Genomic DNA, 13869 nt, shown 5'->3' with positions numbered 1-13869 from the left:
CTCGTGCTGCTGCGGTTCCTGCTGCGGTCGCTCGGCACCGGCCGGCTCCTCATGGTGCTCACCTACCGGACCGACGACGTCACGCGCGGCCACCCGCTGCGCGGATTCCTCACCGAGGCCGAGCGCGATCGCTGGGTCGAGCGGCGCGAGCTCGGTCGGCTGAACGACGCCGAGGTCCGTGCCCTCGTCAGCGCCCTCGTCGAGGACGAGTCGCCGAGCGACCGGGCGCTCGACGCGGTCGCGCGCCGCAGCGACGGCGTGCCGTTCTTCGTCGAGGAGCTCGTCGGCATCGACGGCTGCCGTGACGAGGGATTCGTGCCCGACACCCTGCGCGACCTCCTGCTCGCCCGCTACGAGCGGCTCTCCGAGCCGACGCAGGAACTGCTGCGCCTGCTCTCCACGGGCGGCGTCCGCGTTCCGCACGCGCTGCTGTCGGAGGTGCACCGGGGCGGTGAGGAGCAACTCGAGGCCGCCGCTCGCGAGAGCGTGCTCTACGGCGTGCTCGTGATCGACGGCGACGACTACGCCTTCCGTCACGCGCTCGTCCGCGAGGCGATCCTCGAAGACCTCCTGCCGGGCGAACGCGCCAGGTACCACGCGCGGTACGCCGAGGCGTACGAGCGGCAGGCCGAGGCCGGGGGCCGTCGGCTCGCGGCCGAGATCTCGTACCACTGGCTGGGCGCGCGCGATCCGGTCCGCGCGTTCCCCGCGACGATCCAGGCGATGCGCGAGGCGCGGGCCGCGGTGGCCTACGCGAGTTCCGCCCAGCTCGGCGAGCGCGCCCTCGAGCTGTGGGACACCGTGACCGACGCCGATCGCATCGCCGGCATGAGCAAGCTCGAGCTCATGGGCCGGACCGCGGCGCAGCTGCGGCACGCGGGCGAGGGCGAGCGGAGCCTCGCGCTCGTGAAGGCGGCGCTCGCCGAGTGCCCCCGCGACGACCCGCAGTACGCGAGGCTGCTGCGCGACAAGGCGCTCTACCTCGCCAACGTCGGGCGCGACGGCTCCATCCCGCTCCTGCGCGAGGCCCTCGCGGTCCTGCCCGAGGAGGGCGCCGACGAGCTGCGCGCCACGGTGCTGACCGGCCTCGCCGGGCGACTGATGATCGACGGTCGCCTCGACGACGCGGTCACGACCGCGGATGACGCGTACGAGCTCGCCTCGGCGATCGGGTCCGCGCGATACGCGTCGGTGGCGATGAACATCAGCGCCGTCAGCCGGGCCGCGCGCGGCGAGGTCGATCGCGCGCTCGCCGACATCGAGCGTGCGCGGGAGCTCGCCGCGGGCGACGGCGCCGCGCTGCTGCGGTACTGGGTCAACGCGTCCGACCTCCGTCACCTCGTGGGCGACCACCAGGAGGCCGTGCGCCTGGCCGAGGAGGGGATGTCGCGAGCGCGGGCGCAGGGTGTCGAGCGCAGCTCGGGCGTCATCCTCGCGTCGAATGCGGTCGATCCGCTGTTCGCGCTCGGGGAGTGGGATCGTGCCGACGCCATCATCGAGCGAGCGCTGGCCCTCGACCCGCCGGGACCGTTCCGCATCTACCTCCAGCGCGCGAAGCTGTGGGCCCTCGTCTGGCGCGGCGACGCGACGCGCGCCGCCGAGCTGCTGCGGCAGTACCGGCCGGCCATGGCACCGGTGATGCAGGTCGAGATGCAGACCCGCCTGAGCGTCGGTCGCGTCGCCGTCGAGATCGCGCTCGCGAACGGCGACCTCGCGCAGGCGTGGCACGACGGGCGCGGCGTGCTCGACGAGCCGGTGCTTCCGCTCGCCGGCTACGCGGAACCGTTGCTCTGGGCACTCGCGCGCGTCATCGCCGCGGTCCGCGCCGATCCGGCGAGCGTTCCGGAGGAGTTGGCCGCGGCGGTCGCCGCGGGTGAGCCCGCCCTGCGTCGCGTGCTCGACGGGCTCTCGTTCTGGCCGACCCATCCGCTCTGGAGCACGCTCGTCGAGGCGGAGCTCGATCCGACCACCGACGCCTGGAGCGCCGCGGTGGCGGCGGCCTCGGCCGAGACCGCGCCGCGGTTCCTCCGCCCGTACGCGCTGCTGCGGCTCGGCGAGGCGCAGCTCGCGGCCGGTGACCGGCTCGCGGCGCACGAGGCGCTGCAGGCCGCACTCGACGGGGCGATCGACGGCGGCGTGACGGCGGTGCAGTCCCGGGCCGCCCGGGTCGCGATGCACGCCGGACTCGCGCTCGACGGAGTCGGCCGCCTGGATGCCGAGCGGGGTGCCGCGGGCATCGCGGGAGCCGATCGCGCGTCCGACGCGCTGGCCGGGCTCACGGCGCGCGAGCGGCAGGTGCTCGACCTGATCGCCGAGGGACTGAGCAACCGGCAGATCGGCGAGCGGCTCTACATCAGCGGCAAGACCGCGAGCGTGCACGTGTCCGCGATCCTGCGCAAGCTGGGAGCGTCCAGTCGAACCGAGGCCGTCTACCTCGCCCGCGCCTCGCACTGAGTGCCGGCTGGGGATTCCGCGTGACTCCGCCCCGGCGCTCGATCGGCGGCGCTAGCGTGGAGGGATCGACCCGAGGGAGCCCCGACGCATGACCGAGCTGGAGACGATCCCGTTCACGACCATGGCCGGCGAGACGCGCACGCTCGGCGACTGGGGCGGGCAGGTGCGCCTCGTCGTGAACGTGGCGTCGCGGTGCGGGCTCTCGCCGCAGTACGAGCAGCTCGAGCAGTTGCAGCGCACCTACGGCGACCGCGGCTTCACGGTGCTCGGGTTCCCCAGCAACCAGTTCCTGCAGGAGCTGTCCTCGAACGAGGCCGTGAGCGAGTACTGCTCGACCACGTGGGGCATCACCTTCCCGATCCTCGACCGGGTGCGCGTGAACGGCCGCAACGAGCACCCCCTGTACGCCGAGCTCAAGCGCACGCCCGACCAGTCGGGCAGGGCCGGCCGCGTCGCCTGGAACTTCGAGAAGTTCCTGGTGCTGCCCTCCGGCGAGGTCCGGCGGTTCCGGCCCACGGTGGAGCCCGACGACCCCGCGATCGTCGAGGCCATCGAGTCGTCGCTGCCCGAGGACGCGCCGGCCGGGGTCGGGGACGACGAGCGCGACCACGCGGACGCCTCGTAGGCCGGACTCGCCGTGGGCGCAGGGAACGGGAACGACGCGGACGACGGGTCCGCCGCGCCCATCGCACCGGATGAGCGGCTCTTCGAGCCCGGCGCGTTCGAGTTCTACGCCGAGCTCGCCGAGCACAACACCCGCGAGTGGTGGCAGGCGCACCGCGCCGACTACGAACGACTGGTGCGCGTGCCGCTCGAGCGGCTGGCCGCGGTCGCCGAGCCGCGATACGGCCGCGCGAAGGTGTTCCGGCCGAATCGAGACGTCCGCTTCTCAGCCGACAAGTCGCCCTACAAGCTCAACGGCGCGATGACCGCGGGTCGGGTCGGCGGCGTCTACGCCTCGATCTCGGCCGACGGACTGCACGCGGGCGGTGGACTCTACGAGCCGTCGCGCGACCAGCTCCGACGTGCCCGGGACGTGATCGCCGACGACGGCGCGGCCGCCGCGGAGCTCGAGCGCATCGTGTCCGACGTCGAGTCGACCGGGCTCGAACTCGCCGGCCCGCCGCTGAAGACCGCGCCGCGCGGATTCGACCGCGAGCATCCGCGCATCGCGCTGCTGCGGCTCACCCACTTCGCGGGGCTCGGCACGCTGCCCGCGACCGCGACGATGGCCGACCTCGACCGCATCTGGCGCGGCGTCGAGCCGCTGCTGGCGTGGGTCGAGCGGCACGCCGAGGCGGACGCCTGAGCGGTGCCCGCCTCGGCGCCCCCGCTCAGTCGGCGGTCGTCGCGGGCGCGCCCTGCTCCTCGGCGGGCACCTCGTCGTCGCGCTCGCGTCGACCCGACGAGAGTCCCAGCGTCGAGACGAGGCCGAGCGACAGGAAGCCTGCGGCCGCGTACGCCGAGTAGGCGGTCGCGGTGCTGAGCGACGCGCGGGCGGCGTCGGCCGCCTCGGCGCTCTGCGCCTCGATGGCGGGGATCGCCGCGCCGGCCGAGTCGACGACGGCGGCCACCGCCTCATCGGCGTACGGGCTGCCGTCGAGGCGCTGCTGGAGGTCCAGCTCGAGCGAGCTGAACAGCACGGTGCCGAGCACGGCGACGCCGAGCGCGGCGCCGAGCTGCCGGGCCGTGCTCTGGGTGCCGGAGGCCTCGCCGGAGCGAGCCACCGGGACGTCGGCGAGCACCACGTTCGTCAGCTGCGCCGTCGCCAGGCCGACGCCGAAGCCGTACACCGCGAGACTGCCGGCGATGGCCCACCACGGGGTGTCGACTGAGATGACGAGGCCGAGTGCGACGAGACCGGCGATCTCCGCCGCGATGCCCATGCGCACCGTCGCGAGCGCCGAGAAGCGCGAGATGAGCGCGCTCGCGAGCCCGCTCGCGACGAACGACCCGCCGGCGAGGGCGACGAGGATCCATCCGGTCTGCAGGGCGGTGTAGCCGAGCGCGTTCTGCAGCCAGAGCGGGAGCGCGAGGATGATTCCGAACTCGCCGAGCGAGACGATCGCTGCGGCGACGTTGCCGTTGCGGAACGACCGGATCCCGAAGAGCTCGGGAGTGAGTAGCACGGGCTTGCCGGCCCGGTGGCGCGACCTGGCGCGCAGCACGAAGATCGCGACGAACACGAGGCCGAGCGCGAACGCGAATGGGATGGGGGAGAGCTCCCACGGCCACTCCCAGCCGCCGATCACCGGGGCCTCCTCGACGGTCCACCAGCCGTAGGTGCGGCCCTCGATGAGCCCGAAGACGATCGACCCTGCCGCGACCACGGAGATCGCCGCGCCCGCCCAGTCGATCGGCCGGTCGTGCTCCGCGCGCGACTCGGGCACGAACAGCAGGACGCCGATGATGATGAGGATGCCGAGTGGGATGTTGATGCCGAACGCCCAGCGCCAGGAGAAGTCGGTCGTGAGCCACCCGCCGAGGAGCGGGCCCACGGCGGCCATGCCGCCGATCGTGGACCCCCAGACGGCGAAGGCGATGCCGCGCTCGCGGCCCTGGAAGTTGGCGTTGATCAGCGACAGCGTGGTGGGCAGGATGGCGGCGCCGCCGAGTCCCTGCACCAGGCGCGCGAGGATCAGCGCCGTGCCCGAGTCGGCGAGGGCGGCCGCGATGGACGAGGCCGCGAACACGGCGATGCCGAGGAGCATCACGAGGCGCCGTCCGTAGCGGTCGGCGAGGGCGCCGAAGAGGAGGAGGAAGGCGGCGAAGACGAGCGTGTAGCTCTCCTGGATCCACTGCACCTCGGTCGAGGTGACGCCGATGTCGTCGATGATCGCCGGGATGGCCACGTTCACGATCGTGCTGTCGACGATGATCAGGGCGACGGCGATGCTGATGAAGACCAGCCCGACCCATCGTTCGCGCTTCATATGTTTCGCCTTTCGAAAAGTCGTACCATGGAAGTGTACGCACCCGAGAGGTCCACGGCAATGAGCGACGACCACCACCGCACCAGCCACGGCGCCGTCGACGAGCTGGCCCGGCTGCACCAGCGGCTGGCGACGCAGAACCGTCGCATCGCCGACGCGTTCGCGCGCTCGGAGCGGCTGTCCGAGCGCGAACTCGAGGCGCTGCTCGCCGTCATGCAGGCCGAGCAACTCGGAACGCCGCTCACCGCCGGTGGTCTCGGCCGGGCCGTGCGGCTCAGCCCCGCCGCGACGACCTCGCTCATCGACAAGCTCGAAGGCGCCGGGCACCTCGACCGCCGGCGAGGGGTCCTCGACCGTCGCGCCGTGACGCTGCACTACAGCCCCCAGGCGCGCGCCGTCGCCATGCAGTTCTTCTCGCCGCTCGGCCGGCTGACCCGCGACGTGTTCGACACGTTCGAGTCCGCGGAGCAGGAGGTGATCCTCGAGTACCTGCGACGGATGACCGACGCGATGGAGGGCCACGCGCTCCGGCTCGAGGAATGACCGAGGCGCACGCGGAGCCCGCGCGGGTCACGAGACCGGAGTGAACCCCCGAGCCAGCTCGACCAGGAGCCGGGCGCCGTAGCCCGTCGAACCCTTCGAGCGCCACGAGTCGTCGCTCTCGGCGTTCATCGTGCCCGCGATGTCGAGGTGCGCCCACGGTGTCTCGCCGACGAACTCGGCGAGGAACAGCGCCGCCGTCGTCGCGCCGGCGTTCGTGCCGCCGAGGTTGGCGATGTCGGCGACATCCGAGTCCATGAGCTTGCGGTACTTGCGCTGCAGCGGGAACTGCCAGGCGAGCTCGTCGGTCGCGATGCCCGCCTCGAGCAGCCGGTCCACGAGGGCCTGGCTCGTGCCGAGCGTGACCGCGTGGGTCTCACCGAGGGCGCGCATGGCCGATCCGGCGAGCGTGGCGATGTCGACGATCGCGTCGACGCCCTCCTCGTCCGCGAGCACGAGCGCGTCCATCATCGCCAGCCGGCCCTCCGCGTCGGTGTTCTTCACCTCGACGGTCGTGCCCCCGCGAGCCGTGAGCACGTCGCCGAGCTTGTAGGCCGATCCCGACGGCATGTTGTCGGTGCACATGAGCCATCCGGTGACCCGGGCCGTCGCGCCCAGGTCGCGGAGCGCGGTGAATGCGCCGAGGACGGCGGCCGCTCCGCCCATGTCCATCTTCATGAGCAGGTGCGCGGGGTCGCTCGGCTTCAGGCTGATGCCGCCCGAGTCGTACATGATGCCCTTGCCGACCAGGCCGAGGTGCCCGGTCGGCGTTCCCTCCGGGGTGTACCGCAGCACGACCATGCGCGGCTCCTCCGCGCTCGCCGCGTTCACGCCGAGGATGCCGCCGCAGCCGAGCTCGATGAGCTGCTGCTTGTCGAACACCTCGACCTCGAATCCGAACCGTCCGCCGAGCAGCTCGGCCACGTCGGCCAGGTCGGTCGCCGTGAGGTGGCTCGGCGGCGTGTTCGCGAGGTCGCGGGTCAGGGCGGCGGCGCGCGCCGTGACCCGCCCTTCCGCCGCGCCGTCCGCGACGTCGTCGAGTGCGGTGCCGTCGACGCGGAGCTCGACGCGCTCCAGGCGGGCCTCGCGCGGCTCCGACTTCAGCGCGTCGTACCGGTACCGGCCGAGCAGCACGCCCTCGGCCAGGGTGCGCCCCGCCTCGCTGCCCGCCACGCCTGCGCCGTCCGGCACGTGCACGCCGATGCGGGCGGCCTTCGGGACCGCGCGGACGAACGCCGCCGCGGCGTCTCGCAGGCCCGCGCCCGAGGCCTCGGCCGCGGGCCCGGCGCCGACCAGCACGAGCAGCGTCCCGCTCGCCGGGACGACCAGCGTCTGGCCCGGCTTCGCATCGAACCCGAGGCGCGCGAGGGCCTCCCGATCCAGCTCGGCGCCGTCGGGCAGCGCGCCCTCGTCGTGCACGAGCACGCCGACCGCGTCGAGTACGTCCCCGAACCCGTCGACGGCGACCACCTCCACCGACGCGGACGACTCCAGCGTCGGGATCGGCGAGAAGTCCTCCGGGATGAGCTTGCTCGGCGAGCGGGTCATGGCGTGCCTCCTCATCGTGGCTCCTCCGACAGTAGCCCCGCACGCGGCGCGGCGACAGCGGTGCCGCCGCGGACCCGGCGCGCGGCCCGGCGCTCAGGCCGCGCCGTGCCGCTCGAGGACCTCGATCGCCGCGGCGAGGCCGTCCTCGTCGCGCATGGCCGCGGCGGCGTCCTGCGCCGCCGGTCGGAGCGGCACCGCCTCGTCGACCGCCCGCGCCAGGTGATCGGCCGTGAGTCGCCGGACGGGGATGGGCCGGGAACCGAGCCCGCGCTCGTGGAGGACGCGACCCCAGAACGGCTGGTCGGCGATGAACGGGACCACGACGTGCGGCACCCCGGCGCGCGCGACGGCGTGCACGGTGCCGGCCCCGCCGTGGTGGACCGCCACGACCGCGTGCGGGAGCACCGCGCGATGGGGCACGGAGTCGACCACGTGCACGTCGGCGCCGCGCACGTCGGCAGGCACCTCGACGCCGCCCCAGCCCGTCGCCACGAGGGCGCGCAGGCCGCGGCCGCGCAGCGCCGAGACGACGGCGCGACCGCGCTCCGACGCGTCGCCCTGCGCCATCGACCCGAAGCCGACGTACGCGAACGGGCCGTCGGCGACGAACCGCGCGGTCGCGTCGTCGAGCGCGACCGGCCCGGCATCCGCGCCGGTCCAGGCGCCCGTCAGGTGCGTGGTCGGCGGCCAGTCGGCTGGCCGGGGGAGCAGGACCGGGGAGACGGGCACGAGCGAGATCGTCGCACCGTCGGTCGCCTCCGGCGCGCCCGCGGGGCGATCGGGGAGCGTCGCACGGGCCGCCTCGAGCTCGGAACGGAACATGCGTGCCGCCCCACGCGCCGCCGCGTACGTCGCGCGGTTCAGCGGGCCGAGGTCGCGCGTGGCCACGCCGGGCGCCGGGAACTCACGCGTCGGAGTCAGCGAGGGCACGGTCTCGACCCAGGCCATGCGGGAGCCGACCGAGGCGGCCGCGTCCGGGGCGGAGAGGATCTTCGGGTGCGCGACGACGACGTCGGGCCGGGTCGCGACGACCTCGCGCGCCGCGGTCGCGAACACGGTGGCCATGGCCGGACGGATCCGTTCGCCCATGGCGCGCATCGCGGCCACCGGCGAGACGCCCTGCGCCTGGATCAGGGCGTTGAAGTCGACTCCGAGGCTCCCGGCCTCGATGCCCTCGAGGTCGACGGCCGATCCGTCCGGCACGATGAGCCGCACGGAATGGCCGGACGCGGAGAGCCGGCGAGCCAGGAGGGCGAAGGGTTCGACGTCGCCGCGTGAGCCGGCGGTGACGAGCAGGAAGCGCATGGGTGACCTCTCGGATGGAGCGACATCGCCCGCTGCGGGCGACGGCCGACCAGGCTTCCCGGCACACCGGGACCCACCATAGCCGCGGGACCGACGTCCGCGGGAGGTCGCCGCACCGCCGGATAGACTCGGCGAGAAGCCACGACCGCGACGTCCGGGCGGTTCCACGCCGCTCGCGGCGGTCGGTGAACGCGACGGGCGGTGCGGTGGAGATCTTCGAGGGCTGGCCCCTTCCGGCGGCGATCGGCACGCTGTTCGTGATCGTGCTGCTCAGGGCCGGGGGCACGTACGCGCTCGGTCGCGGCTCGCGCGCCGGGGTGAAGCGACTGCTCGAGCGTCGCGGGCGGATGGCGCCGCGTCTGGCTCGGGCCGAGGCCGTCATCGAGCGCTTCGGCGCCCCGGTCGTCGCGCTGTCGTTCCTGACCGTCGGGTTCCAGACCGCCGTGAACCTCGCCGCGGGCGTCCTCCGGATGCCGCTCGTGAAGTACATCCCGGCGCTCGTGGTGGGCGGCGCGGCGTGGGCCACGCTCTACGGCGTGCTGGGCCTGGCCACCGTCAATGCGATCATCCAGGCCGCGCAGCGCGATCCGGTCGCGGCGATCGTCAGCGTGCTCGCCGTGGTCGCGGTGCTCGTGCTGCTCGAGTTCGCGACGCGTCGGGCCCGCGCGATCTCGGCCCGACATGCCGACGCCGTGGAGCCGACGCTGCCCGACGACCCGGCGCCTCGGGCCGGGTAGCCGGTCCGAGGTGGGTCGCCGAACCGGGCCGCCCGCAGCTCAGCCGGCGGAGCACTGGTTGTAGTTGCTGCTGTTCCCGTCGCGTCGCTTGGTGACGAACCCCGTCGTGTCGCCTTCGATGGTGACACCCGACACGGCGGCCACGTTCGCGGTCACCGTTCCCTGCTGGTTCGTGCCGAGGGAGAAGGTGATGGTGAAGGTGCCGACGAAGGTGGCTCCCGCGCCGGTCACCAGGTAGGTGTTGCCCGACTGGCTCGTCGGCGTGAAGTCGGGAGCGGCGCTGAACCCGCCCTGACCGGAGTGCGCGAGCGTGATCTGGACCACCGAGCCCACCGGCAGATTCGGGAGCGTCACCGTGATCCGGCCGGTCACCCCGCTTCCGTTGCAGCTGCCCAGCACGCTCGCGACCGATACGCCACCCGGTGCGCCGGGACCGCTCGCCGCGTAGGCCGGTGCCGGCGCGGCCACGAGGATCGCCGGGACGGACCAGGCCGCCGCCTTCGCCACGGTACGGCGGGTCGGACCTGCGCTCTCGGCGTTCACCCGGTTGTCGGTCTCGTCCTGCATTGGTCCCCCCTCGACGCACGTGGGATGAAGTCTATGCACGAATCCTCGCCCTGCACAGCGCGCCGGCCGGATGCGCCGGGGCGTCCGGGTCAGTGGTTCGGGACGAGCCGGTGGTCGACGCTCCGCCCGGGTGCCGAACGCGCGCTCGACGATGCGTTCGGGGAGCGCGCCACGGCCCCGTCATCCTGCGCGGTGGTCGTGCTCGTCGGCACCACCGAGAGCTTCGCGATGCTGCCGCGGATCGAGTACGCGGCCGTCCCGCTGCCATCGAGCACGCCTCCGAGGAGGACCTGCGAGCCGTCGAGGATCGCGAACGCCGTGCCCGGCGTGCCGGTGACGACGAGGCTCCGCCAGCCCCCGTCGCCGGGCTCGCCGACCTCGAACGCCAGGGGAGCCGGAGCCGGTGCGGCCGGCGCGCCGGGTGCGGCAGCGGGTTCCGGCGTGCCCTCGTCCGGGCGCGCGGTCGTGCCGTCGTCCGGGTCGTCACCCGTCCCTGCACCCGATCCGTCGGGGTCGACGTCGCCCGATCCCGACGTCGGGGCCGGCGCGTCGGAGGTGTCGCCCCCGGCCTCGTCGGACGCCTCGGGCGCAGCGGAGGCGTCGGGTCGGGATCCGTCGGCCGGTGGGGCCTCCGGATCGTCGGGGAGCTCGGTCGTGCGGATCTCCGGCGGAGCCATGTCCGGCGCGGCGGCCGAGAGGTCCGCGGCTCCCGCGGCTCCGGCGGGCTCGGGGGCGCCGTCGTCGGCGGGGCCGCCCGAGAGCGCGAGCACGATGAGCGCGGTGGCGGCAACGGCCGTCACCGGCGCCGCCACCAGCACGGCCGGGGGCACCGCACGCAGGCGCGAGGCCGCGGCGGTCGCGAGGGCGGCGAGGCCGGCGATCGTCGCCGCACCGCGGGTCGTCGGCTCGGCCGGGGACGTGCTCCCCGTCCGCCGGCCGGACACCGGCGGCAGCGGCGCGAGGACGGCCCCGGCCGAGCCGCGTCGCGTCGCATCCAGGAAGGCGATGCCGGAGGCGCCGCCGAGCACGAGGAGGGGCAGCAGGCCCACGAGTCGCCGTGCGAGGTCGGACGGCGGCAGCGCGGCGGCACGGCAGGACGGGCACGCGTCGAAGTGCGCGCGCACCCGGCGCGGCAGCCGGTCCACGCCGGCGTTCCCTCGCAGGGCGGGCAGGACCTCGGCGCACGCGCCGTCCGACGCCGTCGCGGCGATCGTCTGCCGGATCCACGCGTCGCGCAGCGCGCCGCCCGCCGCCGCGACGACGTGGTCCGCCTCGTCGATCGTGCACCCGAGCGCCGCCGCGAGCTCGGCGGGGGGAAGGGCGTCGATCTCGGCCGCCCAGAGCGATTCCTGTGCCGCGGTGCCGAGCGAGGTGTACGCGGCCGCGACGGCGGCGCCGTCGGCGATGCCCTCCGGAAGGTCGGCGCGGTACCAGTCCTCGGGGGCGAGCAGTGCCGCCGTCCCGCCTCCTGCGCTCGATCCACGACCGTCCGCGGCGGCGGCCGCTTCGCGGACGGACGCAAGCACGTGGGGACGGACCGCGCCGACGAAGGGGGTGTCGCTGTCGACGAGGCGGGCCATGAGGATGGCTCTGGCCGACTCGACGACGACGTCGACCTCGGCCGAGCCGGGGGTGGCCGTGGCGGCGGCGACCGCCGAGGCCTCGTGCCGGTGCCACAGCCGCGTCGCCGCGAACCCGTCGCCCGCGCGGGCCGCCGCGATGAGCGCCGCATCGCTCGGGGTCTCGAGGACCGGGAGGGAGAGGGGCGACGTCGCCGGGGGGCCGCCGGGCACGTCGGGCACGTGCTCTCCTCTCGTCACGCCGTCCGCGCGATCGGCGCCGCGGCGACCGACGCGTCGATCGTGGGCGCGCGCCGGGGAACTCGGGGTCGCCTCCGGCGTCGGGCGAGGTGCCGAGACCGGGTGCCCACGGGGCGGGGCGCCGATCGGGGGAGCGCACCGGGCCGATGTCGCCATCAGCGGTTGGGGCCGAGTCTAGGGCCGGGGCGGGGTCCGAGCGCAAGACCTGTGGGACGTTCGTCAGCTCCCGAAGGCGGTCGGAGGCTCGCCCGTGCGGAGCAGGGCGCCCTCGTGCCGCACGGTCGCGGCCGCGATCGTCATCGCACGCTCGAGGGCGGCGGACCAGGCCTCCGCGGAGCCGGGGACGCCGTCGGCCGCGATGCGGTCGACGATCGCCGCGAGGGTCGCGTCGCCCGCGCCCATGGTGTCGACGACGGGTCCGGGCAGGAGGACGATGTCGGCGTGCACGTCGAGGTCGCCGGCGTGCACGGCCGCTCCGGCACGACCGGCGGTGGCCACGACGGCCGGGTGCGCCGCGTCACCGCGGAGCCGGCGCACGAACGCGTCGAGGGTCTCGCCCGCGAGCAGCTCGGCGTCCTCGTCCCCGGCCTTGACGAGCAACGACCTTGCCGCGGTTCGCTCGAAGTTCTCGAGGAAGCGCGCCCGGTCGTGCATCATGCCCGCTCGCGGGTTGCCGTCCACGACGAGCCGGCGCTCGGGGTCGGCCACGGCGGAGAGCAGCGCGTCGACCTGCTCGTCGTCGTCGAACGGGTAGCAGCTCACCACGACGAGGTCGGCATCCTCGAGGGCCTCGCGGGTCGCCGCACCGAAGTCGAGTCGCCGTTGCTGCGCGGCCTCGTTGAAGACGTATCGGGGTTCGCCGCCGTCGGAGCGGTCGGAGACGGCCCGGGACGAGCCGTGCGGCGACGGGCTCCCGACGAGCCGCACGCCGTAGTCCGCCAGGAACGCGCGGATGCGGTCGCCCGGTTCGTCGTCGCCCACCATGGCGACGAGCGTGACGTCCTGGCCGAGGAGCGCCAGGCCGACCGCGACGTTCAGGGCGGCGCCGCCGACGAATTCCTTCGACCCCGAGGGGTCGCGCAGCTCGTCGATGAGGGCGTCGCCCACGACCGTGATGCGTGCGGCTCCAGCTCGTGCCATCCGCTCGACCTCCCCGTCCGGGCCGGGCCCTGCGGGGACTCGGCGCTCACGCCCCAGCGTGTCATGCGGCGGGCACGCCGTCCATGCCCGGCCGCCGGCGGCAACGCTGTACGGTGTGTCGAGTCCCCTACGGAAGGCCCCATGAGACCCGGACCCAGACGCAGCCTCACCCACGCCGAGATCCTCGACGTCGCGTTCGACCTGCTCGAGGAGAAGGGGCCCGACGCGGTCTCGGTGCGCGGCGTCGCGGGCGCGCTCGGCCTCACGCCCACTGCGCTCTACACGTACTACGCCAACAAGGGCGCGCTGCTGCACGGCATGGTGGAGCAGGTGTTCGGCCGGATGGCGCCCGGTCGGGCCGACGTCGCCGACCCCGAGGCCGCGCGCGACCGGATCGTCGCGCTCGCGGGCTCGCTCCGGTCGGCGCTCGCCGAGCGACCGGGTCTCGTCGCGCTGCTGCTGCAGGTGCCGCTCGACGGCCCGCATGCGCGCCGGTTCGACGAGGAGGTCCTCGCGGCCTTCACCGGCGCCGGGCTCGAGCTGCGGGCCGCGGGCCGCGCGGCCCACGCGGTGCGCGTGCACGTGCTCGGCGCCGTCGCGTTCGACGCCGCCGAGGCGGGCAGGCTCTCCGACGGCGGCGAGGCGGCCTTCCCCGCGGCGGCGGCCGACACGCTGTGGGATGACGTCGAGCCCACGCCGCTCGGCGACCGCGTGCGTGCGGTGGGCGACGACGCGGGTGCCCGCTTCGACTGGGGGCTCCGGCGACTGCTCGACGGCATCCTCGCCGACGAGTCCTGACCCGGCGGCCGTCCGAGCGGCGGCGAC

The 13869-nt window shown here is 74.7% G+C and carries 12 protein-coding genes; 6 read left to right on the top strand and 6 right to left on the bottom strand.

The genetic code is table 11. The annotated features are described in order from the left end of the window. The 3 genes from ABME01_RS12670 to ABME01_RS12660 form a co-directional block, all read left to right on the top strand. A partial coding sequence (locus ABME01_RS12670; RefSeq protein WP_353828784.1) for a helix-turn-helix transcriptional regulator occupies positions 1–2454 on the top strand: 2454 nt, incomplete at its 5' end. Between the two features lie 88 nt (positions 2455–2542). Next, the gene (locus ABME01_RS12665) at positions 2543–3079 is read left to right on the top strand and encodes a glutathione peroxidase (protein WP_353828783.1); all 537 of its coding nucleotides are present in this window, start codon (positions 2543–2545) and stop codon (positions 3077–3079) included. A gap of 12 nt (positions 3080–3091) precedes the next feature. Further along, on the top strand, positions 3092–3763 hold the full coding sequence (locus tag ABME01_RS12660; protein ID WP_353828782.1) for a DUF2461 domain-containing protein: 672 nt from the start codon (positions 3092–3094) through the stop codon (positions 3761–3763). Positions 3764–3788: 25 nt separating this feature from the next. On the opposite strand, the gene ABME01_RS12655 is transcribed toward ABME01_RS12660, so the two are convergent. After that, the gene (locus tag ABME01_RS12655) at positions 3789–5387 is read right to left on the bottom strand and encodes an MFS transporter (RefSeq protein ID WP_353828781.1); all 1599 of its coding nucleotides are present in this window, start codon (positions 5385–5387) and stop codon (positions 3789–3791) included. Between the two features lie 60 nt (positions 5388–5447). On the opposite strand from ABME01_RS12655, the gene ABME01_RS12650 reads away from it, so the two are divergent. Beyond that, entirely contained in the window at positions 5448–5930 is a 483-nt protein-coding gene (locus ABME01_RS12650; protein WP_353828780.1) for a MarR family winged helix-turn-helix transcriptional regulator, read from the top strand. 27 nt (positions 5931–5957) lie between these two features. On the opposite strand, the gene ABME01_RS12645 is transcribed toward ABME01_RS12650, so the two are convergent. Both ABME01_RS12645 and ABME01_RS12640 read right to left on the bottom strand, forming a co-directional pair. Continuing rightward, on the bottom strand, positions 5958–7475 hold the full coding sequence (locus tag ABME01_RS12645; protein ID WP_353828779.1) for a leucyl aminopeptidase family protein: 1518 nt from the start codon (positions 7473–7475) through the stop codon (positions 5958–5960). Positions 7476–7568: 93 nt separating this feature from the next. Further along, entirely contained in the window at positions 7569–8780 is a 1212-nt protein-coding gene (locus tag ABME01_RS12640) for a glycosyltransferase (RefSeq protein WP_353828778.1), read from the bottom strand. A gap of 206 nt (positions 8781–8986) precedes the next feature. Between ABME01_RS12640 and ABME01_RS12635 the strand changes: the two genes are divergently transcribed. Beyond that, on the top strand, positions 8987–9517 hold the full coding sequence (locus ABME01_RS12635; protein ID WP_353828777.1) for a DedA family protein: 531 nt from the start codon (positions 8987–8989) through the stop codon (positions 9515–9517). Between the two features lie 39 nt (positions 9518–9556). On the opposite strand, the gene ABME01_RS12630 is transcribed toward ABME01_RS12635, so the two are convergent. From ABME01_RS12630 to ABME01_RS12620, 3 genes are all read right to left on the bottom strand, one after another. After that, the gene (locus ABME01_RS12630) at positions 9557–10084 is read right to left on the bottom strand and encodes a hypothetical protein (protein WP_353828776.1); all 528 of its coding nucleotides are present in this window, start codon (positions 10082–10084) and stop codon (positions 9557–9559) included. An 89-nt stretch (positions 10085–10173) separates the two neighbouring features. Continuing rightward, positions 10174–11886 (bottom strand): hypothetical protein, encoded by a 1713-nt coding sequence (locus ABME01_RS12625; RefSeq protein ID WP_353828775.1) that lies wholly within the window; start codon positions 11884–11886, stop codon positions 10174–10176. Between the two features lie 237 nt (positions 11887–12123). Next, on the bottom strand, positions 12124–13044 hold the full coding sequence (locus ABME01_RS12620; RefSeq protein WP_353828774.1) for a carbohydrate kinase family protein: 921 nt from the start codon (positions 13042–13044) through the stop codon (positions 12124–12126). Positions 13045–13185: 141 nt separating this feature from the next. On the opposite strand from ABME01_RS12620, the gene ABME01_RS12615 reads away from it, so the two are divergent. Further along, on the top strand, positions 13186–13842 hold the full coding sequence (locus tag ABME01_RS12615) for a TetR/AcrR family transcriptional regulator (RefSeq protein ID WP_353828773.1): 657 nt from the start codon (positions 13186–13188) through the stop codon (positions 13840–13842). The last annotated feature ends 27 nt before the right edge of the window (positions 13843–13869 follow it).

It is taken from the genome of Agromyces litoreus (assembly GCF_040496015.1).
Taxonomy (GTDB): Bacteria; Actinomycetota; Actinomycetes; order Actinomycetales; family Microbacteriaceae; genus Agromyces; species Agromyces litoreus.
This window is presented reverse-complemented; position numbering and strand designations above follow the sequence as displayed.

What these genes read in the sequence shown, in the direction of transcription:
- ABME01_RS12665 (WP_353828783.1), top strand. Translation starts at nt 2,543, where the DNA reads ATGACCGAGCTGGAGACGATCCCGTTCACGACCATGGCCGGCGAGACG.
- ABME01_RS12655 (WP_353828781.1), bottom strand. Translation starts at nt 5,387, where the DNA reads ATGAAGCGCGAACGATGGGTCGGGCTGGTCTTCATCAGCATCGCCGTC.
- ABME01_RS12650 (WP_353828780.1), top strand. Translation starts at nt 5,448, where the DNA reads ATGAGCGACGACCACCACCGCACCAGCCACGGCGCCGTCGACGAGCTG.
- ABME01_RS12645 (WP_353828779.1), bottom strand. Translation starts at nt 7,475, where the DNA reads ATGACCCGCTCGCCGAGCAAGCTCATCCCGGAGGACTTCTCGCCGATC.
- ABME01_RS12640 (WP_353828778.1), bottom strand. Translation starts at nt 8,780, where the DNA reads ATGCGCTTCCTGCTCGTCACCGCCGGCTCACGCGGCGACGTCGAACCC.
- ABME01_RS12630 (WP_353828776.1), bottom strand. Translation starts at nt 10,084, where the DNA reads ATGCAGGACGAGACCGACAACCGGGTGAACGCCGAGAGCGCAGGTCCG.
- ABME01_RS12620 (WP_353828774.1), bottom strand. Translation starts at nt 13,044, where the DNA reads ATGGCACGAGCTGGAGCCGCACGCATCACGGTCGTGGGCGACGCCCTC.
- ABME01_RS12615 (WP_353828773.1), top strand. Translation starts at nt 13,186, where the DNA reads ATGAGACCCGGACCCAGACGCAGCCTCACCCACGCCGAGATCCTCGAC.